This window comes from Phytobacter ursingii (genome assembly GCF_001022135.1).
In the GTDB taxonomy this organism is placed as follows: Bacteria; Pseudomonadota; Gammaproteobacteria; order Enterobacterales; family Enterobacteriaceae; genus Phytobacter; species Phytobacter ursingii.
In genome coordinates this window covers 4,137,218-4,158,713 of the sequence record NZ_CP011602.1, presented here as the reverse complement: position 1 = coordinate 4,158,713, position 21,496 = coordinate 4,137,218, and the positions used below count along the sequence as shown (strand labels likewise).

The 21,496-nt window shown below is 52.8% G+C and carries 17 protein-coding genes and 1 tRNA gene; 9 read left to right on the top strand and 9 right to left on the bottom strand.

Annotation, left to right across the window (positions count from 1 at the left end; genetic code table 11):
* Positions 1 to 5 precede the first annotated feature (5 nt).
* The 3 genes from AB182_RS23140 (at position 6) to yjdP (ending at position 4,579) form a co-directional block, all read left to right on the top strand.
* A complete protein-coding gene (locus AB182_RS23140; RefSeq protein ID WP_047372139.1) occupies positions 6 to 1,847 on the top strand; it encodes an ATP-binding protein in 1,842 nt (613 codons plus the stop codon).
* Between the two features lie 4 nt (positions 1,848 to 1,851).
* Entirely contained in the window at positions 1,852 to 4,167 is a 2,316-nt protein-coding gene (locus AB182_RS23135) for an ATP-binding protein (RefSeq protein ID WP_047372138.1), read from the top strand.
* Positions 4,168 to 4,258: 91 nt separating this feature from the next.
* Positions 4,259 to 4,579 carry a DDRRRQL repeat protein YjdP gene (gene yjdP / locus AB182_RS23130; protein ID WP_047372137.1) on the top strand — a complete coding sequence of 107 codons (321 nt, stop codon included), beginning with the start codon at positions 4,259 to 4,261 and terminating at the stop codon, positions 4,577 to 4,579.
* 23 nt (positions 4,580 to 4,602) lie between these two features.
* Here the strand turns inward: yjdP and AB182_RS23125 are convergent, their stop codons facing one another.
* The gene (locus AB182_RS23125; RefSeq protein WP_039077861.1) at positions 4,603 to 4,938 is read right to left on the bottom strand and encodes a zinc ribbon domain-containing protein YjdM; all 336 of its coding nucleotides are present in this window, start codon (positions 4,936 to 4,938) and stop codon (positions 4,603 to 4,605) included.
* A 612-nt stretch (positions 4,939 to 5,550) separates the two neighbouring features.
* On the opposite strand from AB182_RS23125, the gene crfC reads away from it, so the two are divergent.
* Both crfC and AB182_RS23115 read left to right on the top strand, forming a co-directional pair.
* Complete coding sequence (crfC, locus tag AB182_RS23120; RefSeq protein ID WP_047372136.1) at positions 5,551 to 7,896, top strand: clamp-binding protein CrfC; 2,346 nt, start codon at positions 5,551 to 5,553, stop codon at positions 7,894 to 7,896.
* Positions 7,897 to 7,898: 2 nt separating this feature from the next.
* Positions 7,899 to 8,780 carry a diguanylate cyclase regulator RdcB family protein gene (locus AB182_RS23115; protein WP_047372135.1) on the top strand — a complete coding sequence of 294 codons (882 nt, stop codon included), beginning with the start codon at positions 7,899 to 7,901 and terminating at the stop codon, positions 8,778 to 8,780.
* A 115-nt stretch (positions 8,781 to 8,895) separates the two neighbouring features.
* Here AB182_RS23115 and kdgT read toward each other — a convergent pair whose 3' ends face one another.
* Positions 8,896 to 9,894 (bottom strand): 2-keto-3-deoxygluconate transporter, encoded by a 999-nt coding sequence (kdgT, locus tag AB182_RS23110; protein WP_047372134.1) that lies wholly within the window; start codon positions 9,892 to 9,894, stop codon positions 8,896 to 8,898.
* A 682-nt stretch (positions 9,895 to 10,576) separates the two neighbouring features.
* Between kdgT and proP the strand changes: the two genes are divergently transcribed.
* Entirely contained in the window at positions 10,577 to 12,079 is a 1,503-nt protein-coding gene (proP, locus tag AB182_RS23105; protein ID WP_047372133.1) for a glycine betaine/L-proline transporter ProP, read from the top strand.
* A 34-nt stretch (positions 12,080 to 12,113) separates the two neighbouring features.
* Here proP and AB182_RS23100 read toward each other — a convergent pair whose 3' ends face one another.
* Both AB182_RS23100 and AB182_RS23095 read right to left on the bottom strand, forming a co-directional pair.
* A complete protein-coding gene (locus tag AB182_RS23100; RefSeq protein ID WP_047372132.1) occupies positions 12,114 to 13,070 on the bottom strand; it encodes a nickel/cobalt transporter in 957 nt (318 codons plus the stop codon).
* 242 nt (positions 13,071 to 13,312) lie between these two features.
* A tRNA-Phe gene (locus tag AB182_RS23095) sits at positions 13,313 to 13,388 on the bottom strand.
* A 182-nt stretch (positions 13,389 to 13,570) separates the two neighbouring features.
* Between AB182_RS23095 and AB182_RS23090 the strand changes: the two genes are divergently transcribed.
* Positions 13,571 to 14,416 carry an AraC family transcriptional regulator gene (locus tag AB182_RS23090; protein WP_047372131.1) on the top strand — a complete coding sequence of 282 codons (846 nt, stop codon included), beginning with the start codon at positions 13,571 to 13,573 and terminating at the stop codon, positions 14,414 to 14,416.
* A 38-nt stretch (positions 14,417 to 14,454) separates the two neighbouring features.
* Complete coding sequence (locus AB182_RS23085) at positions 14,455 to 15,057, top strand: LysE family translocator (RefSeq protein ID WP_047372130.1); 603 nt, start codon at positions 14,455 to 14,457, stop codon at positions 15,055 to 15,057.
* Here the strand turns inward: AB182_RS23085 and AB182_RS23080 are convergent, their stop codons facing one another.
* From AB182_RS23080 to aspA, 5 genes are all read right to left on the bottom strand, one after another.
* Positions 15,058 to 15,633, bottom strand: a complete 576-nt coding sequence (locus tag AB182_RS23080; RefSeq protein WP_047372129.1) for a transcriptional regulator — start codon at positions 15,631 to 15,633, stop codon at positions 15,058 to 15,060. It lies immediately after the preceding gene.
* Between the two features lie 48 nt (positions 15,634 to 15,681).
* Positions 15,682 to 17,424, bottom strand: a complete 1,743-nt coding sequence (locus AB182_RS23075; protein WP_047372128.1) for a protein-disulfide reductase DsbD — start codon at positions 17,422 to 17,424, stop codon at positions 15,682 to 15,684.
* Positions 17,400 to 17,723 carry a divalent cation tolerance protein CutA gene (cutA, locus tag AB182_RS23070; RefSeq protein ID WP_047372127.1) on the bottom strand — a complete coding sequence of 108 codons (324 nt, stop codon included), beginning with the start codon at positions 17,721 to 17,723 and terminating at the stop codon, positions 17,400 to 17,402. Before cutA ends, AB182_RS23075 begins: the two co-directional genes overlap by 25 nt.
* A gap of 81 nt (positions 17,724 to 17,804) precedes the next feature.
* A complete protein-coding gene (locus AB182_RS23065) occupies positions 17,805 to 19,106 on the bottom strand; it encodes an anaerobic C4-dicarboxylate transporter (protein WP_047372126.1) in 1,302 nt (433 codons plus the stop codon).
* 102 nt (positions 19,107 to 19,208) lie between these two features.
* Positions 19,209 to 20,645 carry an aspartate ammonia-lyase gene (aspA, locus tag AB182_RS23060; RefSeq protein WP_047372125.1) on the bottom strand — a complete coding sequence of 479 codons (1,437 nt, stop codon included), beginning with the start codon at positions 20,643 to 20,645 and terminating at the stop codon, positions 19,209 to 19,211.
* A gap of 336 nt (positions 20,646 to 20,981) precedes the next feature.
* On the opposite strand from aspA, the gene AB182_RS23055 reads away from it, so the two are divergent.
* On the top strand, positions 20,982 to 21,446 hold the full coding sequence (locus AB182_RS23055) for an FxsA family protein (protein WP_047372124.1): 465 nt from the start codon (positions 20,982 to 20,984) through the stop codon (positions 21,444 to 21,446).
* Positions 21,447 to 21,496: the final 50 nt, after the last annotated feature.

Genomic DNA, 21,496 nt, shown 5'->3' with positions numbered 1-21,496 from the left:
AAATTATGGATAATAAGATCGTCGCTATTGAGCAGCATGATACCGCGGTAAACCTGCATGGCCTTATGCAGGTATTAAGTAAACACCTTTACTCCACGCCCATCGTCGCGTTACGTGAGCTGGTGCAAAATGCGCATGATGCGATAGTCCGGCGCAGGCTGGAGGACGTTACTTCTGCCTTCACGCCTGAAATTCGGGTTACCGGAAACCCGCAGAATAAAACGATTACGATTTCTGACTCGGGCGCGGGTCTGACAAAACAGGAAATCCATGAATTCCTGGCAACGGTCGGAATAGGCTATACGCGGCAATTGCGTCAGGAGGATGATGACACCGGTCTCATTGGTATGTTCGGCCTGGGTTTCTTATCGTCATTCGTGCTGGCACGGCAGGTTACTGTCCATACTACCTCCTGGAAAACGCCTCAGGAAGGGTGGGTTTATCGTTCAGATAACGGGGAAACGTACCGAATCGAATCTGCCTTCCCCAGGGAGCCAGGCTTTACGGTCACCCTCAGCCTCAAAGACGAGTTTAGCTATCTTGCGGATAATCCGTTGCTGGAAACGTTGCTTGGCCGCTATTGCGTGTTAATGCGTGAACCGCTGTTTGTGGGTCAATCGGAGACGGCGGTCAACCATCTTTCACCCCCCTGGCGCCGGGACCACGAATCGCCGGTCGTCCTCCATCCCGGGCTTCGGCAGAAGCAGAATATTGAGTTCGCCAGCCGTTTTGAACGTACGTTTACCCCTATTTGCACCATTGATATCACCCCTTCTGGCAAAAGCGATGTGGTCGGCATTCTCTGGATTCAGGATGGCGCGACCTACGGCACCAGCGATAACCGTAATCTGTCGCTCTTTTTGCGCGGCATGCTGCTCGACGATCAGGCACACGATCTGTTGCCGCTGTGGGCAGGTTTTGTTGGCGGTGTTGTAGAGTCCAACATCCTGACGCCCACGGCGAATCGGGAAGATTTACAGCGTGATGACGCCTATTTCGCCACGCAGCATGCGTTAGCCGAAGGGTTAATTAAAGGTCTGGGCGAGCTGGCAAAAAATCAGCCGGCTATCTGGCGGCGTGTACTGCTGCGTCATAATGAAGCCTTGTTAGGCGCAGCGATTTGCGATGAAAGGTTGTTTGATCTGCTCAAAGATGATCTGCTCATCCCGACCTCAAAAGGGGAGATTCCGGTCAGCCATCTGCGTCAGCAAAATACGCTACTGGTGATGCCGGGAGAAGAGAGCTCCTTCGAGGAGATGTTATTTCGTCTTTCCGGGCGCCCCGTTGCGCTGGGGCATCGCTATGCCGTTATACCGTTTCTTCGCCGTTGGGCAACGCTCTATTCAGCGCGATTGATTGAAATTGGCACCTCGGGCGGTAATCAATCATTGTTCTCCTGCCATGAGATTAGCCAGCAAGAAGAACAGTGGTGGCGCGAGCAACTGGCTGACGATGAAGAGTGTGTTATTTCACGCTTTGAGCCCGCAGTGCTCCCCTTTGTGGTGGTGCCGAATCGCGAAGTCGAATTGAAACAGCGGCTGGAACAAGATGATGCCGATCGACGAATGAGTACTGCGGCACTGATGCTGGCACGGCAGTTTACTCAACGGATCAGCGAGCAGTCCGATAAACAGCTCTATATTAATTTTAATAATCCGGCCATTAAGGCGCTTTCTGCTTCCTGGCAAAACGGGAAACACACTGATGTTGCCTGTCAGTTATTGAAAAGCCTGAAGGTCATTTTATCTTTTCAGCTGCAACGTTCGGGACCCAATGATTTTCATCAGGCGCTGGATAATATTAACCAGATAATAATGACTCAATTTCTTGCACATAAAGGGGAATAATAAAATGGATATATGGCAATGGTACAACCAATATGAAAGGGATCTTCATGCTGCAGGCCAACCCTATATTACAGATCATTTGAATAAATTAATTAACGCCATTTGTGACGTTAAGCCTGATGTGAGCGAAGCGTTACTGCCGGAGGCGCGATCATTTAAGAAGACGGCGGGGAATCCCTGGCTTGAGGTGTTCATTGGCCACTGGGAGATGCGCCATCGACTGGGCATGGGAGAAGGTGAGACAGCGCTGGGTGATGCGGTGACTTTCTTTGAGCGCGCCCATCAACCGGATGCTATTGCGTGCCCCCAATCCGTTTGTGTTACTCAGGATCTCAGCGATTGCTACGGCAATATCGACGGCCCGGGCTGGGCGGATGAACGTATTGCCGTGTGTCAGGAAACAATGGAACGTATTACGCCGTTATGGAGCTGTTTCCAGTGTTTATCGGACGAGCAATTCTGCGCCATGGTCGATAAAGGCGAAACGCAGCAGGCGCTGGATTACATTCGGGGGCAGATAAAAAAAGTGCGTGATGCAGGGGAGCCTGATGTCACTGGCCTGCTGGAAAACGAAGCCGAAGCATTGATTTACTTAGGGCGTTATGAAGACGCGCTGGCGGTGATTGAACCCCTCTGCGCGCCTGAGGAACTGGAAGGCTGCGCCGAACAGATACGGCTTACGCGCACGATGATCCGCGCGGAAGCCTATGCCTGTATGGGACGGCTGGATGACGCCTGCAACAGTCTGATCCACTGGAAGCAACTGCAAACACGCGGCGTCGTCCGTTGGGTGAGGATTATTGACCAGCTTTGCCGCCATGATGCGTCTTATAACAACTGGCAGACAGGCGTGTCGTTACAGCAAATCCTGGAGCAGCGTATCGCCCGACAGGCCTGGCGGGCAGCAATAGATACCGCGATAGTGCATATTCGTCTGGCGCTGGCGCGCAACGCGACCTGGATTGCCCGCCGGGCGTTAGGGCAGGCAAAAGCCTGTTTGCCGCGTTTACGTAAACAAATGGGCGCCGATCGCACCCTGGCGGAACTTGAACGCGACATTGCCGGTAAAGAACAAGAAGTGCTGCTCCCGGTTCCTGCAGATGAGCTGTATGAGTGGCTTGAAGAGCGCAGTAAACAAAACGAGGGGCGTGACCCTGAACAGGAGGCGGAATGGCTGAAACTGGCGGCCATGCAGTTGCCTGATAATGAACAACTGGTTGCGCTGGCGTCATCCGCACTGGAGGCTTGCCATGCCGCTGATGAAGCCATCGCGCTGCTGCAAACCTGGCGGTTACGCCATCCACAGAGTGAGTCCCCTCTGCTTTTCGAGTTGCTGGGCGTGTTGCTACGTACGCGGCGGTTCGATGAGATATTAGCCCTCGCTAAGGACTATCGCGATACGCTCCCCCACGTCGCGTACTGGTTCGAAATGCAGGTCGCCTTTGGTAATGAGGATTGGGCGGCGCTGGAAACTCTGAGTGAGTCGATGCTCAATACGCCAGAAGGTAGCAGTAAAATTGCTCCATTGTTGATGGCGAGCCGTGCGGCAATGAAACTGCGCGCCAGCGAGCGGGCTATCCCACGTCTTCAGCGTGCTATTGCGATGCTTGAGGCGCAGGAACAAGAGACTAACAATGTGCTGTGGGATCTGATCACGGCGGCGAGTATTCAGGAGGAGTGGGCGCTGGTGCGTGAGGCCGGAACGAAGCTGGGAATGAAATTCGAAAGCGAAGACGGCCCCATTGAAGAAAACTGGGGAGCTGTGCGGCTACGTTTCAGGGAAGAGCACGACTATGTTTACTACCTTGCTCAGCGTACCGGGCCTGCCACGGCCAGAGTCTTCCAGCCGGCCTGGCCGAAAGCGCAGCAGCATTTAGGCGACAGCGTGGTCTTTGATGTCGAACTGCTCAATACCCCTCCGGAAGATGAAGCCGAGCGGGAATATTTTATCGGTCTCTATGATGTTGTCGAAATCATTGAAGAAGGCAGCTATGCCCCATCATGGTTTGTTGATGGCGTTTATCCGGGCGAGGAGATGTTTGATCAGTTTGAGAAAAAAGTGCGCGAATTCGGTGGGCAAGTGTGGGTGAGCAGCGAAGCGGATTATGAAATAACCGATCGCGAACATCCTGAGCATCCGCTGCCAGGCGTGTATTTTAATCTGGCTACGCCGTTATCGATGCTGCCGCAGGAAGTGGACAATATGTTGCTCACGCTTACGCGTGACTGGCCGCATCCGGTGCACTGGCTTAGCGTCGCCGCTAAAGGTGGGCTGGATGAACAGCGCCATCGGCAGATCATTGACCGCTATGGTTTGTAAGCGGCTAACCGACGTAGTTTGAGATTCCTCCGCTACTCGTGAGAATGGCGCTTGATTAACGTAAAGCCAGCCCACTATTGAGACTGGCTTTATGAAACGTTACGCAATCTTGCTGTTTATCAGCGCACTCTCTCTTACCAGCCATATTGCCCGTGCTGACATTGTCGATGATGCCATCGGCAATATTCAGCGGGCCATCAATGATGCCTATCACCCCAGCGATAGCCGTAACGACGATGATCGGCAGTATGATGACGATCGCCGCCGTAGTGACGAGCAGAGCAGACGCTATGAAGACCGGCGCAGACAGCTTGAAGACCGACGCCGCCAGCTCGATGACCGGCAGCGTCAGCTCGATCAGGAGCGTCGTCAACTGGATGACGAGGAACGCCGACTGGAAGATGAGTTCTAATCCGCTGGTGTGTAGAACGACAATCAGTTCTTTTTAACAAACTCGGATTTCAACTTCATTGGGCCAAATCCGTCGATTTTGCAGTCAATGTTATGATCGCCTTCGACCAGACGGATATTCTTCACTTTCGTGCCGATTTTCAGCATGGAAGAACTTCCTTTTACTTTCAGATCTTTAATGACAGTGACGCTGTCGCCGTCGGCCAGTAAATTGCCGTTGGCATCTTTGACAATCAATTCGTCGCTTTCGGCAGCTGCTTCGTTGTCATTCCATTCATGGGCGCATTCCGGGCAGATGAACATGCCATTATCTTCATAAGCGTATTCAGAATTGCATTTCGGGCAGTTTGGCAGTTGCATGGGTTATCCTCGAAAAAGTACATATGATGCTGGAAACAGGCCAGCGAAAAAGGCGGTTTATGCCAGAAAAGTCCGCGATTATACATCAAGTCCGTATAATTACTGTTGCTATTCTTTTTTTCAGAAAAAGATAAAAAAGGTGATGCAGGTGACATAACCTGTCATTGCCTTAGGCGATGCTAAGCCCAGGTGATGAGAGAAAAAAGCTTATGTATGATATTTAGAATATTTTCCTCGGGAAATTGCTACCCATTGCCAATTCAGATAAGGTGAGGTGACGCAACCGGTGTGAATAATTAGCAAACAGTCATGTCAGCAGCGTCTTCTGACGAAGACAGTTAATTACCTCGCAAATTGGGGGGGTAAATAAATGACGATATATCCTGGTCGTTCTTGAAAATGAGCTACGCTCTCTATCTCTCGGGCTTTTTATGTCCGGGACGGCGCGCTCTGTCATTCTCTACCGAGAAATTACATTTTTCCTGATTCCCATCAGGCATTTATCTTCTATAAGATATTTTCCACACGTAATTATAAAAGCCGAAACTTCACAAATAAAAACATCGCGGCTTAATAAAAGTAAGAAATTTGCGTTAAGGAAAGACTTTTATCATGCACACACAGACAATTTTCGAATTAAGCCAGGAAGCAGAGAGGTTGTTACAACTCTCCTTGCATAATCTGCAGGCGCTCAAATCCCTGCCGATTGCAACGCTTAATGAGGCGGCTTCCAGCAAAGCAGATAACGCAAATGTACTGCCATTACATTTTAGCGCTCGCGGCATTGAGACGCAGCAAGCCACTCTGCACAACGAATTACGGAAAATCACCCGACTGGAGATGGTACTAGCGATTGTCGGGACGATGAAAGCAGGTAAGTCGACCACAATCAACGCGATTGTGGGTACTGAGGTTTTGCCTAATCGCAACCGCCCTATGACGGCGCTACCGACACTGATTCGCCACACACCGGGCCAGAAAGAGCCTGTACTTCATTTCGCCCATGTCGGGCCAATCGATACGTTGACCCAGCAACTCCAGACGCGGCTTTATACCTATGACCGTGAAAAGCTGGCGCAAAAGCTCGAAATCGATAAGGACATGAGCGCCCTGCTCGAACGCATCGCTAAAGGAGATGCATTCGACAAACATTATCTGGGCGCACAGCCCATTTTTCATTGTTTAAAGAGCCTTAACGACCTGGTGCGTCTGTCAAAAGCGCTGGATGTTGATTTTCCCTTCTCGGCTTATGCCTCTATAGAGAATATCCCGGTTATTGAAGTGGAATTTGTTCACCTGGCGGGTCTTGAAAACGACCTGGGGCAATTGACGCTGCTTGATACCCCAGGGCCAAACGAAGCGGGACAGCCGCATCTGCACAAGATGCTTAATGAGCAACTGGCGCGCGCGTCTGCGGTACTGGCGGTGATGGATTACACCCAGCTTAAGTCGATCTCTGATGAAGAGGTACGCCACGCCATTTCCGCTGTTGGGCGCTCTGTTCCGCTGTATGCGCTGGTGAATAAGTTCGATCAAAAAGACCGTAATAGCGATGACGAAGAACAGGTACGGGCGCTGATCGCCGGAACGCTAATGAAAGGGTATATCAACCCGACGCAGATTTTTCCCGTCTCGTCGATGTGGGGCTATCTGGCGAACCGCGCCCGTCATGAAATCAAACAGCAGGGGAAATTACCCGACCCGGAAGAACAGCGCTGGGTGCAGGATTTTGCCGAAGCGGCGCTGGGCAGACGCTGGAGAATGGCCGACCTGGATGACGTTGAGCATATTCATCACGCCGCCGACCTGCTGTGGGAAGACTCGCTGTTTGAGCAACCGATTCGCAAGTTGCTGCATGCCGCACACGCCAACGCGTCGCTGTATGCGCTGCGTTCGGCGTCGCATAAGCTGCTTAATTACGCCCAGAGCGCCCGGGAATATCTTGACTTCCGCTACCAGGGGCTGACAGTTGCGTTTGAGAACCTTGAGCACAATATCACACGCCTTGAAGAAGATATGACGCTACTGAAAAATTGTCAGGAGCGCGTCAGCGATGAGATTGATCATGAGGTGGATGAAGCGCTGGCGGCGGCGGACGTGTTCATTCATGGCCAGCAACTGGAAATTATTGAAGTCATTAACGCCTGGTTTAGCGATGGCAGGATGATGGAAATGGCCAGCGAAAGTCAGGCCGACCTGCGTCTTGATTCGGGATTTTCGCCAGGCCAACTGGTGCTGGAAGATGAAGGGCAGGCGCAGATTGTCCTGAGTAAAATGCGCTCCTCCTGCGAAGCGATTTTTGTCACCGCGCAGGAGAAGATCAGTCGCGAACTGGCGATGCGTTTTGACCAACTGGAAAATACCCTGGCCCGCTCACTCAATGATGCGATGCGCCCGATTGAGATGCGCATTAAAGAAGAGCTCAGCCACGCTGGTTTCCGGGCTCGTATCAGTTTCCCGGCATTCCAGGCAAGCGCACTCAACTTTAATACTCGCCAGCTTTTTACCAATGCGATCGCGCCGGAAGATACCCCGGCAGGGCAGGCGCCACGTAGCGGAAGCGTACGTGAAACGGTCTCGCGCTGGCTAAATAATCCGAGCTGGGGTTGGGATGATTATGTGGTGACCCGTACACGCTATGTCATTGATGTGGCGTCATTGCATAACAAGCTTGTCCAGCATGTTGCTAATTTTTGTGAACAAATTCGTAAAGCTTTGGCTGCTCAGGTCGATGTTTCTGTTACGGCGGGTATGGCGACGTTCTTTGCCGAGTTCTCACTCAGTCTGGCAGGGCTACAAGATAGTTTGCGTGACAGTCTCGCGATTCGTCAGCAAAACGAATCATCAGTGTTAGCATTGCGTCAGCACCTGAAACACTGCATCAAGACTGCTAACTGGATTCAAGAAGATGCACGTCTTTTACGCGATGATATACAAACACTATTCGCAGCAGAGTAATTATGAAAAATCGACTACTGGAAGGGCCTGGGCGAACGCTTGAGTGCATTCATCCGAAGTTCATTGTGGATTTAGTGCAGGGTGCTGATGCGCCTCGCCAGAGTCAGATTGTGCCCCAACAGCAGTTGTTTCGTGAAAGACTGACCCAGGAAGTAATGGCGCAAACCCAACTGCGTCCGTGGGCCATGTCCGGCGTATTAAATGAGAATGACTCGTTACGTCTGGGGCTGGCGGAAAAGCTAGCCAGCATGCTCGATCCCGGCCATCTTGCGCTCACGCGCATCTCCCAGCGCCTGGTCGCACTGCAACAGGCTGAGCAGCGCCGGCCGGCGACCAGCACGCCTGGTAATCAGCAGCAATATGATGAATTAATTGAGCATTTTAGCCAACGAGCGAACTGGAAAGAGAAGGCGCTCGGTCAGCGTGGTTTAACGGTCCAGGCGGGAAATCACAGCGAACAAATTTTTACTCGCTGGCGGGCCGGGAATTACAACGGCTGGTCGATGGTGGGCCGCTGCTATGTTGCGCTGGAAGAGTTGCGCTGGGGCGCTTTTGGCGACGCCTGCCGCCTGGCGAGCAGCGAGGTGGCTTCTATGCTCAAAGATAACCTGCGTACGATGGCTTCTGATTTTCTGGCGCAGGGTATCAATGCTGCGCCAGCCACACGGCATTTTTATCACCAGTGGCTGACAACGCCCGCGACACCGGGCCTGATGGATTATAAAGATTTGCTGGGCTGGCTTGGCGACTGGTGCGATGCGGAGCGCCACCCCATTTGCTGGTCGGTGACCCAAAGCTGGCAGACGGTAGCGTTGGGCATGCCCAGGCTGTGTTCGGCGTCGCGCTTAGCCAGCGCTATGGTCGATGAGATTTTCGGTGAGTAAAAAGATGTGCCCTGCAATTAACCAATGTTGATAACCAATGTTGATGGCTAATTGCAGGACATAGCTACAAACAGGTTAAAAAGCGGCCCCCGGCGTATATCGTCGGGGGCTTTTTTTAATGATTGAGCGAGGTGGCGGGTTTGTCTGCCGCTTTTATCGTTTCTGGAACCTCGCCAAAGCGTCTGGCGTAGAGCGCGGTGATGATGGGCACCAGAATCGCCGTCACAATGACGCTTGCTGCCACCAGCGCCGTTGCGGAGGCGGCTACCGGTTCAAACGCCGGGTTAATCTGGGCGATGATTACCGGGTTTGCTACCGCAGCGCCTGCCGCAGAAGAGGCGGCGACACCCGCCGTACCATTACCACCACCAATGACTTTGTCAGCAATAATCAGCGGAATACCTGTGATGATGATAACCGCGATACCCAATACGATACCCAGCAGACCGGTGTCGAGAATGACTTTCAGGTTGATGGTATTACCCAGCGCGAAGCCGAAGAACGGGATCAGTACCGGTGTGGCTTTACTAAAGAATGCACGCAGGTCGTGGTCGAGGTTGCCCAGCGCAAAGCCAATCAGGAACGGCAGTACCGCCCCGATAAAGTGATGCGGTTCGAAGGATGCCAGGCCTGCGGATCCCAGAATGACCATGGTCATCAGTGGGCCGGATTCCAGCGACATCAGCACGAATGCGCCGGATTCTTCTTTCGTGCCGTACTGGTTCATCAGGCTGGCATACAGGCCACCATTGGTCATATCCATCGCCGAAACGATAGCCAGTACAGAGATGCCAGCGAAGAAACCGGTCTGAATACCGCCTTCCGGGATAAACGTGGCGGCGATCATCGCCACAACCCAGGCAACGGCGATTTTTGTCAGTACCAGCGTGCCGGATTTACGTAAGACCGTGCCGGTCGCGCGTAAATCAATTGACGCGCCGATACAGAAGAACCAAACGGCGAGAACAGGTACCGTACCTGTGATCATGCCTTTGGTAAAAGAACCGAAATACGCGCCTGTATTAGGAGCCAGCGTATTTAAAATTGCCCCAAGCAGCAAAGGTATTAACATCATCCCACCGGGGATGCGTTCAATGGTGGCTTTGATTTTCATTATAAATCCTCATATCTCATCATGTACCATGACCGAGAAACTAAAAACTTGATATTCAATGAGTTAAACCTTCCTGGTTTGACTTTATTTAATACCTGGCGCCGTTAATCCTTCACGGGAAGCACCGTCGTTATCATTCTCTGGTTTGTTTCTGGGCGTATGATGCGATCATTGGAATATTGATTCAATGAAAATAAAACAGTGTTTTAGTTATCTTCATCACATATTCAGTGTAAAGATTTATATGTGAACAATTAAATAACTTTGCGTTACGAACTTTCTTATGAAAGGCAGTCCAATACAGCTAGCAGAATAATAATCACGGGGGTTATGGCGCGTTTTATGAATAATGCTCTGGGATATTTTATAAGTTAAAAACAGATTTTCTCGTTAAGTAAAACGCAGTTTCGACGGAAAGTGAGGTGGATTGCTAAAATTGTGTTTGTCATCACAGGGTAATTTTGTGTGAAGTTGATCACGTTTTTAAACCCTGTTAGGGTAAAAGGCGGTTAAACAATGCCCTGCCAGGCGTCAACAGGTTCGGTTGTACAGGCTGTAACCAGCCAGTGTAAGTAAACCTGCTACGCTTGAACAAGGTAAGTCGGCATGCACGGCTTAATACGCGCAATCCTGCTATGGCTATCCATTGCGCGGTTCAGGGCGAAAGTCAAAAGAGGACATCATGTTAAAAAGGAAGAAAGTTAAACCTATTACACTTCGCGATGTAACCATCATTGATGACGGGAAGTTGCGAAAAGCGATAACTGCCGCTTCACTCGGTAACGCGATGGAATGGTTTGATTTTGGCGTATATGGCTTCGTGGCTTACGCGCTGGGTAAAGTGTTTTTCCCGGAAGCCAACCCCAGTGTGCAAATGATTGCCGCACTGGCAACCTTCTCCGTCCCGTTCCTTATTCGCCCGTTGGGTGGTCTGTTTTTCGGGATGCTGGGCGATAAATATGGCCGGCAGAAAATCCTCGCCATCACCATTGTGATTATGTCCGTCAGTACATTCTGTATCGGGCTTATTCCTTCGTATGCCACCATCGGTATTTGGGCACCTGTCCTGCTGTTGCTGTGTAAAATGGCACAAGGGTTCTCTGTGGGCGGGGAATACACCGGCGCATCGATTTTCGTGGCGGAATACTCCCCGGACCGTCGGCGCGGTTTTCTGGGCAGTTGGCTTGATTTTGGTTCTATAGCAGGCTTTGTTATCGGTGCGGGCGTTGTCGTGCTGATATCTACGGTCGTTGGTGAAGAGAACTTCCTCAGTTGGGGCTGGCGTATTCCCTTCTTCCTCGCGTTGCCTCTGGGGATTATTGGCCTTTATCTTCGTCATGCGCTCGAAGAGACCCCTGCGTTTCAACAGCATGTGGATAAACTGGAGCAGGGCGATCGCGAAGGGCTACAAAACGGTCCGAAAGTCTCTTTCAAAGAGATTGCGACAAAGCACTGGCGCAGTTTGCTGATCTGTATCGGTATGGTCATTGCGACCAACGTGACCTATTACATGTTGCTGACGTACATGCCGAGCTATCTGTCGCATAACCTGAATTATTCAGAAGACCACGGCGTGCTGATTATTATCGCGATTATGGTCGGTATGCTGTTTGTGCAGCCTGTCATGGGCTTACTCAGCGACCGTTTTGGCCGCCGCCCGTTTATTATTCTGGGGAGCGTGGCGCTGTTTGCGCTGTCCATCCCGGCGTTTATCTTGATTAACAGCAACGTGACGGGGCTGATTTTCGCGGGATTGCTGATGCTGGCCGTGATCCTCAACTGCTTCATTGGCGTGATGGCATCGACATTGCCGGCAATGTTCCCGACCCATATTCGTTATAGCGCACTGGCGAGCGCCTTTAACATTTCGGTACTGGTTGCTGGCCTGACCCCGACACTGGCCGCCTGGTTGGTTGAAAGCACGCAGAACCTGATGATGCCAGCGTATTATCTGATGGTTGTTGCAGTGATTGGCCTCGTTACGGGCCTTACGATGAAGGAGACGGCGAACCGCCCATTAAAAGGGGCGACGCCTGCGGCATCCGATATCCAGGAGGCGAAAGAAATTCTGCGCGAGCATCACGATAATATTGAACAGAAAATCGAAGATATCGACGCGGAAATTGCTGAACTACAGGCGAAGCGCTCACGCCTCGTCGATCAGCACCCACGGATTAACGAGTAACCGATACAGCCCGGTCATGTACCGGGCTTTTTTATCAGCAGCCCGCCGCAATATAATCACCGCCAGGGCTTACCGGAACAACGGTTAAGAATAACACCACGGCAAACAGAATCAGCGCCAGGCCGCCGACGATGTTGAGCATCGGTATCAGCCATGGCATGCTGCCGCCCTCCTGACCGAAAAAGGCGGCAGTACGGTTACGGGCATAGCGCACTGCCAGTGACAGACCCATAATCGACATAGCGGTGCCAAATGCCATCGTCATGACTGCCGCAATCCCCCAGCTCACAATGCCCAGCGCGTTTGAAAAGAGCAAAATCATGATTGCGCCGCTACAGGGGCGTGCGCCAATGGCAAGTATGACGCCCAGCCGGGTTTTCCAGTCGCCCGACATATTGATTCCCACCCCGTGATTCCCGCAGCCGCATTCGTCATAATGCGTATGAGGCAACGGCCTCATGGCAGTGATGTTCATTTTCTGTGGTTTGAGGGTTTTTATCGCCTTGAAGATTAGCCAGATGCCAAACCCGCCAACCATAATTGCGCTGATTTTCTCGACGTACCAACGACTTTCACTGAGATCGCCGGAGGCGAGGTTAAAACCCACTGCGAGGATAAAGACAAAAAGAATCGCACTCACACCCTGCATCAGACTGCCAAGAAAAGGGATGACGCGGGCGGCGGTTTGGCTCTCCTGGTTGGTAGTTAGGTAGGTTGTGACGATAAATTTTCCGTGACCCGGCCCAACCGCATGTAACACGCCATAGAAGAACGAACCGGTCAGTAGCCATAGCCCCCCGGCATACTGATGGTTATTCAGTTGCAGCAGGTACATCACCAGATAGCGGTGCAGCGTAATCTGGGTTGCCAGACACCACTGGATAAAGGCGTTCCAGTGCGTATGCAGAGCGAAGGCTGCGGCCAGCAACAATATTACTGCCACGATGGCGCCAGGCAGACGCCATTGACGGGTAAGTGTTTGGGTTGTCATAAGCTTTAGAGGGATGGTTAAAGCATGACCGCAGTATAGGTGCTGCTCAGGGGGAGCTCCAGCCTGATGGGGGGAGATTCGTTACCAGACGTAAGTACGGGATAAAAAGGCCTGCCAGGCTATTGAGCGAGGCAGGCCCCGAAGGGGTGAGCCGCTTGCGGCGAATAATCGAACGGCGTTCGATGGAGAGTCCGATTGCAGAAAAGCAAAAACCCAGCCATAGGCTGGGTTCTCTGAATAAGTGGTGCCCGGACTCGGAATCGAACCAAGGACACGGGGATTTTCAATCCCCTGCTCTACCGACTGAGCTATCCGGGCAACGGGGCGCATTAAACCCTAATCACCGTAATGCGTCAACTCTATTTCAAAAAATGCTGTTCAGTTGCTCAAGTTTGCGGCAGTCTGAGTGATTCTGCGCCACAAAACGGCGTATTGCACAAATCTTCCAGATTTTTTCCGCACGGGGGAGTAATGCTGTTCCCGGGGATTTCGGAGGCAATATGGCTAATGACTGGCTGGAACTGCGGCAACATGCGGATACCGGCATCGAAACAATTCGCGCCCACTTTGAAGGCCATGCGTACGATCCGCACTGGCATGATAGCTATCTGGTGGGTATCACCCTCAGCGGTACGCAGGAATTTCATTGCCGTCGTGAACGGCATCGCAGCATGCCGGGAGATGCCTTCTTGCTCGAACCTGGGGAAATTCACGATGGTGATGCGCCGGTTGCGGGCGGTTTCACCTACCTGACATTTTACCTTGATGAAAGGTGGCTGAGTTCCACTCTCCGTGGATTGTACGAGTCCGTACCCTGCAGTTATTCGCTGCATTTCTCCCGCACGATGGCGCGTGAGCCGCAGCTTGCTGGCGCGATCGCCCGGACCTTTCATGCGCTGCACAGCGAGGAGATGCGTATTGTGCAGCAAAGTACCATGGATGATCTGCTCGGGCAGCTCACCCGGCACAGCCAGTGGCGTAAGCGCCTGCCATCACATCTGCAAAGCACGGCGGTGGCCCATCGCGCACGGGATTATTTGCATGCCCATATGGGGGAAAACATCGGCCTGTCCGATCTGGCCCGCGAAACGGGTACCGACCGGTTTACCCTGACCCGTTGTTTTAAACGTGAATTTCATCTCTCCCCCCATGCCTGGCTTATTCAACTGCGGCTGGCCAATGCCCGAAGTATGCTGGCCCGCGGCGAACAACCGGCGAGCGTGGCGGCTGCGCTGGGATTTGCCGATCAAAGCCATCTGGGGAGGTGGTTCCAGCGGGCATATCGGCTATCGCCAGCCCATTACCGGAAACTTTGCACAAATCTTCCAGACGACATCAATAAATAACGCCAAAGTCACAGGACGGAGAATAAGGAGTCCCGACTGTGAATACACTCTACAGCTACCTGCCATTTATGTTGTTTGCCTTTGTGGCGTCGATAACCCCCGGCCCGACCAATATTCTGATCCTTACCAGCAGTCAACGCTATGGCATCAGGGCCACGCTACCTGCGGTAATCGGGGCCTGCGTGGCGGCAAGCCTGATTGTGTTTATCTCCGGAGCGGGCGCAGGGGAACTCCTGCGGGGGTATCCGTTGCTACGTGAGGGGATGAGTTGGGCCGGTGCACTGTGGCTTAGCTGGATGAGCTGGCAGTTATTTACCGCACCGGCTGCGGATTTGAATGAGAAGAGTGGCGAACCCTTTAGCGGCAAAGCGGCGGCCATGTTGCAGCTTATCAATCCCAAAACCTGGATGATGGCGTTGGCCGTGGTCAGTCTGTTTGCGCCGAACGGCGCGCATCCCGTGCGCGAAGTGTCGTTTTTGTCACTGAGCTTCCTGCTCATTTCGGTGCTCTGCCTGGGCGCGTGGACGCTACTGGGCAAAGCGGTAAACCGACTCTTTCGCAGCGCGGCATCGCTAATCTGGTTTCAACGGGCGATGGCACTTTGCCTGTTGATTTCCGCCTGGGCCGGATTTATGCACTGATCAGGTTAATGCGCCGCCCTGACGACAACATGCAAAACGAAGAATATCTTCTGCCAACTGTCGGGCGGTATCGACATCGGTCTGGCTACGATTGACCAGCATCCGGCTGAGGCAGCCTTCCAGCACCAGTTCCATCTGTTTCGCGACCATGGTCGGGTCGTCCACTTCCAGTTGGGTTAACAGGTCATGCGTGAAGGCGAACGCCGCCTGCTTTTGCTGATCCGCCAGTTGGTGTATCGGATGGTCCGGGTCGGGGTAAAATGTACAGGCGGCGATAAACAGGCAGCCCGGATAGCGATTATGACTGACGCAATCCGTTAATGCCCCATAACGCGCCAGCAATTTTTGCTCTTTTGTCAGCTCTTCATCGAGTAATAACTGCCTGCGCCAGATATCAACCTGCTGGCTGAGATAGCGTAGCGCATCGTAAAACAGCGCTTCTTTATCCGGCCAGAAACGCAAAAACTCCTCTAACGGATAGTTAATACGTTCCGCGACCATTTCCGGCGTGGTGTCGGCAATCCCTCTTAATTCAAATAACTGAAGTGTCTGGCTTAAAACATCTTCACGTTGCACGGTAAGTTCCTCCGTTGTCAGAAGCCTGCGTCCTCAACCAAGTGTTGTTTACGGTGCGTGATTGCGCAAATGTGCGGTAAAGGCGGAAGCATCCATAAAGCCCGTGACCCGCCGTGCCGATTGCTCATGGCCTTGCGCATCGAAAAACACAATGGTGGGTAAGCCCAGAACCTGCAAATGTTGCAGCAGCGCTTGATCCTGTGCGGTATTGGCGGTGACATCCGCCTGTAGTAACACGGAATTGTTTAATGCTGCCTGAACCCGCGTATCGCTAAAGGTGTACTTCTCAAACTCTTTGCACGCCACGCACCAGTCGGCGTAAAGATCCAGCATCACCGGGCGGCCTTTGGCTTGTGCCAGCGCCTGATTAAGCTCATCCACGGTGTTGATGGTGGTAAACGGCAGATGTGCCTGGCGTTGTGCTGTCGACGGACCAAAGGCCCAGTCCTGCAAGGGGCGTGCGCACACCAGCGCCGCCCCTAGCAGGACGATTTGCAGAATGCGCGTCACCGGGCGGGTTGCGCTGAGACTGGCAATAAAGGCCCAGGCGAAAAAGGCGACGCCGAGCAGCGACCATAAGCGTAAACCCCAGTTTTCACCCAATACGCGCTCAAGCAGGAAAATGGGTAAGGCCAGGATCACAAAGCCAAAGGCGATTTTGACCTGCGTCATCCACGGACCGCTTTTTGGCAGCAGACGGTTGCCAAAGACGGTAACCAGAATCAGTGGCAATCCCATCCCCAGGGCATACAAATAGAGCGTGCCGCCGCCCAGCCACAGATTACCGCTCTGGGCGATATAGAGCAGGATGGCGCTCAGCGGCGCAGTGGTACAAGGCGAGCAAATCAGTCCGGCAATCGCCCCCATAGCAAACACTCCGCCTGCGGAACCCCCTTGCTGGCGGTTGCTCATCAGCGTTAGGCGGGTTTGGAGCGAGGCGGGCAATTGCAGGGTGAACAGGCCAAACATCGACAGCGCCAGTAGGATGAAGACCACCGACAGGCCAACCAGCACGAACGGATGCTGGAGTGCCGCCTGGAACTGCAGCCCGGCCGCCGCTACCACCAGGCCCAGCGCGGTGTAAGTCAACGCCATGCCCTGCACATAGATAAACGCCAGCAGCAGCGCACGGGGCGTTGAAAGGCGTTGTTTGCCGCCCAGCACGATACCTGAGATCAGTGGGTACATCGGTAAGACGCAGGGCGTGAAGGCCACACCAATACCAATCAACAGCGCCCACAGGGCGGAAAAGGGCAGCGTGGGGCTGTCGCTATTATCCCTCACTCCGGTACTCTCTCCGGCGGGACGAGGAGCGTTGTCCGGCGCGGCGCTGGTTTGTCCCCTTTCCTGAGGGAGCGGGTTAGGGCGAACCTCACTCAGCGGAATCACTTTCGTCTCTGGCGGATAACAGAACCCGGCGTCCGCACAGCCCTGGTAGATTACTGTCAACGTCGCGCCTTTGGCCGCCTCGTTGATTGTCACCGGCAGGTGCAGCTGTTGGCGATAAATCTCGCTTTTGCCATAAAACTCATCGTTATGCGGCTCGCCGAAAGGCAATTGTGGCGGTGCGATGTCTGCCTGTTGCACAGTGAGTTTGATTTGCTGGCGATAGAGGTAATAGCCCTCTTTCACCTGCCAGTTGAGCCTGATCTCATTTTGCTGTTGCTGGAAATCAAACATAAAGGCCTGATCGGCCGGAACAAAACTGGACTGTCCGGGGGCGTCAAATAAGCCGGCAAGGGCAGGCGTGCTGCATAACAGCAGAATTAGCGTAAGGATGCGTTGAGCCATGTGAGGTAATCAAAATCTCCGTGAGTAACCGGTATAGCGAGTAATTCTGGGGTCTGATAAGGGTGATGCGATTTTATGCAGGCGAAGAGATCTTCAAGATGGGCAACGTCGGTTTTGAGCAGCAACTGTACTTCATACTCCTGCTCCAGCTTTCCCTCCCAGTAGTACATAGAAGTGGCGCCGGGGAGGAGGGTCACGCAGGCGGCCAGCTTATCAGCCAGCGTTTTGGCGGCCAGCTCCTGGGCCGTCGCTTCATCCGGGGCGGTACAGAGCACAACAACAGTATCAGGCGTGTTCATCGGTAACCTCTTCGCAGCGAAAAGGGGACTATATCACGCACAATGAAAACGGGCCGCAGTACGGCCCGTTTTTAACGACTTTTACAACAATATGCCGCCAATCACGAAGCCCAGCACCACGCACAGGGTGATGGCGATGACGCCTGGGATCAAAAAGGCATGGTTAAACACATACTTGCCGATACGCGTTGAGCCCGTATCGTCCATTTCCACCGCCGCAAGCAGCGTTGGGTAGGTTGGCAACACGAACAATGCAGATACTGCTGCAAACGATGCCACGGCGGTCAGCGGGCTGACACCCAGCATCAACGCCGCAGGCATCAGCGCTTTCGCGGTTGCCGCCTGGGAGTAAAGCAGAGTAGAGGCGAAAAACAGCACCACTGCCAGCAGCCACGGGTAGTTGTTGAGCAGATTGCCGGCCACAGTCTGGATATCCTGAATGTGGTTTTTCACAAAGGTATCGCCAAGCCACGCCACGCCCAGGACGCAAATACAGGCGCTCATACCGGATTTAAAGGTACTGGCGTTGAGAATGTCGCCCGTGTTGATTTTACAGGTCAGGCAAATCAGCGTGGCGATAGTGAGCATGAACACTACGATCGCTTCGTTACGCGGCAACACCGGGTTCGTGATCAGACCCACGTTCGGACTGATTGCCGTGGCGTACAGCATGACGGCGATAATCCCAACGAGGAACAGCAACACGGAGCGTTTTGCATGGGGCTTGATTTCGAAAACTTTGCTGCCACGCAGTTTGATTTCCCCTCTTGCCAGACGCTCCTGGTACACCGGATCATCTTTCAACTCGGCGCCGAGGAAGTTACACACAATGGCCGTCAGCATGACGGCAATCAGCGTAACCGGAATACAGATTGCCAGCAGCGTCAGGTAGCTCACACCGAGCGGTTCCAGAATACCGGCAAAAAAGACGACGGCCGCAGAGATGGGGGAGGCGGTAATAGCGATTTGCGAAGCCACTACGGCAATGGAGAGTGGGCGGGAAGGACGGATCCCTTGCTCTTTCGCCACTTCGGTAATGACCGGCAGTGTAGAAAACGCCGTATGGCCGGTACCCGCCAGGATGGTCATAAACCAGGTGACCAGCGGGGCGAGAAAGGTGATGTATTTGGGGTGGCGGCGCAGCATACGCTCCGCAAGGCTTACCAGGTAATCCATGCCCCCTGCCACCTGCATTGCGGCAATAGAGGCGATAACCGCCATGATGATTTCAATAACATCAAAGGGTATAGCGCCGGGTTTGATTTGAAAAAAGAGTGTCAGTACAAGCACGCCGAAACCACCAGCAAAACCGATGCCGATGCCGCCGAGTCTGGCCCCCAGGTAAATAGCAAGCAGGACGAGTACAAGTTCTGCAGCAAACATAATTGCCTTCCTTGTTGATGAAATGATAATGATTTTTTTTTACTGCAGGCTAAAAAAAAGGCACGTCAGGGCTGACGTGCCTTATGGATTTAGCCGTCAGTGTTACTGTTCGCTTTCATCGGTATAACGCTTCGCTTTATAGGCCGGATGCATCAGGTTTTGCGCTGAGAAAATATCATCCAGCTCCGCTTCGGTCAGCAGACCGCGCTCCAGCACGACCTCACGCACACTCTTGCCCGTTTCGGCGCAGATTTTGCCGACGATGTCACCGTTATGGTGGCCAATAAACGGGTTGAGGTAGGTCACAATGCCGATGGAGTTGAAGACATAGCCCTCGCACACGGACTTGTTAGCGGTGATGCCGCTGACGCATTTTTCCAGCAAGTTGTAGCAGGCGTTGGTCAGAATATGGATTGACTCGAACATGGCCTGGCCAATCACTGGCTCCATCACGTTCAACTGTAACTGGCCCGCTTCGGACGCCATGGTCACCGTGGTGTCGTTACCGATAACTTTGAAGCATACCTGGTTCACGACTTCCGGTACGACCGGGTTCACTTTAGCGGGCATGATGGACGAGCCCGCCTGCAGTTCCGGCAGGTTGATTTCGTTCAGACCCGCACGTGGACCCGAAGAGAGCAGTCGCAGGTCATTACAGATCTTGGACATTTTGACGGCCAGGCGTTTCAGCGCGCTGTGTACCATGACGTAAGCGCCGCAGTCGGAGGTCGCCTCAATCAGGTCTTCCGCCGGGACCACCGGCAGGTTGCTCACTTCGGCCAGTTTCTGTACCGCCAGTTGCTGGTAGCCATCCGGGGTATTCAGACGTGTACCGATCGCCGTCGCGCCGAGGTTCACTTCCAGCAGCAGTTCGGAGGTGCGCAGCAGGTTTTTCGTCTCTTCATTAAGCAGCACGTTAAAGGCGTGGAACTCTTGTCCCAACGTCATTGGAACGGCGTCCTGCAGCTGCGTACGGCCCATTTTCAGGATGTCGCGGAATTCATCTGCTTTGTGTTCAAAACCTTCACCCAACTGAGTGATGGCATCGACCAGTTTGAGGATGGAGGTATACACCGCGATACGAAAACCGGTCGGGTAGGCGTCGTTAGTGGACTGGCATTTATTGACGTGATCGTTAGGGTTGAGGTACTGGTATTCACCTTTCTGATGGCCCATTAATTCCAGACCGATGTTTGCCAGTACTTCGTTGGTGTTCATGTTTACCGAGGTTCCCGCACCGCCCTGATAGACGTCGACCGGGAACTGGTCCATACATTTGCCGTTATTCAGGACTTCATCACATGCCGCTACGATGGTGTTCGCAATGCTCTTCGGAATGGTTTGCAGCTCCTTGTTGGCAAGTGCAGCCGCTTTTTTCACCATTACCATCCCCCGGACAAACTCAGGGATGTCGCTGATTTTACTGTTACTAATGTAGAAGTTCTCAATCGCTCTAAGAGTATGTACACCATAATAGGCATCCGCTGGAACTTCCCTTGTGCCCAACAAATCTTCTTCGATACGAATGTTGTTTAACATGTGAACCTTCTTTATCAAGCTACGAATGAATACACCAAACACACAGTATATATGTGGTTATGTGTGATTTCGGGCCGACGATTATCTCCTTAATCGGCCAGATATCTGCGATCATATGCTGATCCGAGCGAAAAGCCGTAATCTGGATCACTTATTATCTTAGCCACTTTATCAGAATCATTAATCTGTGAAATGAATCACCGCTAGCGCTGCGCTGGAAAAAATAGTTGCCGGGAAAAATTGAATTTCCAGCGTTTGCCACCATCTCACTCAGTATGCGAATCGCAAAAATTTACCAACAGGCGCCGGTGGCGTCTGTTCACTGAGGAGAAACCAGTGCGCTGGATACCGCTGCTTGCTGTTTTTTTATACGTTTACATCGAGATATCGATCTTCATTCAGGTAGCGCATGTCTTTGGTGTGCTTATGACGCTTATCCTGGTGATTTTTACTTCGGTTATCGGCATGTCTCTGGTGCGTAATCAGGGCTTCAAAAACTTCCTCTTGATGCAGCAAAAGCTGGCGGCAGGGGAAAGCCCGGCGGCCGAGATGATTAAAAGCGTGTCGCTGATTATCGCGGGCTTGCTGCTGGTACTGCCGGGGTTCTTTACCGATTTCCTCGGCTTACTGCTGCTGTTGCCGCCGGTACAAAAGCATCTGACGCTTAAACTGATGCCGCATTTGCGTTTTTCCCGTATGCCGGGCGGCGGCTTTAGCACCGGGCCGGGTAATACTTTTGAAGGGGAGTATCAGCGCAAAGATGATCCGCGCGACCGTCTGGATAACAAAGACGATCGCTAAGCATACCGAAGCTTTTTGTGGCCCCCAAAAGGCGGTGACGCCTTTTGGGG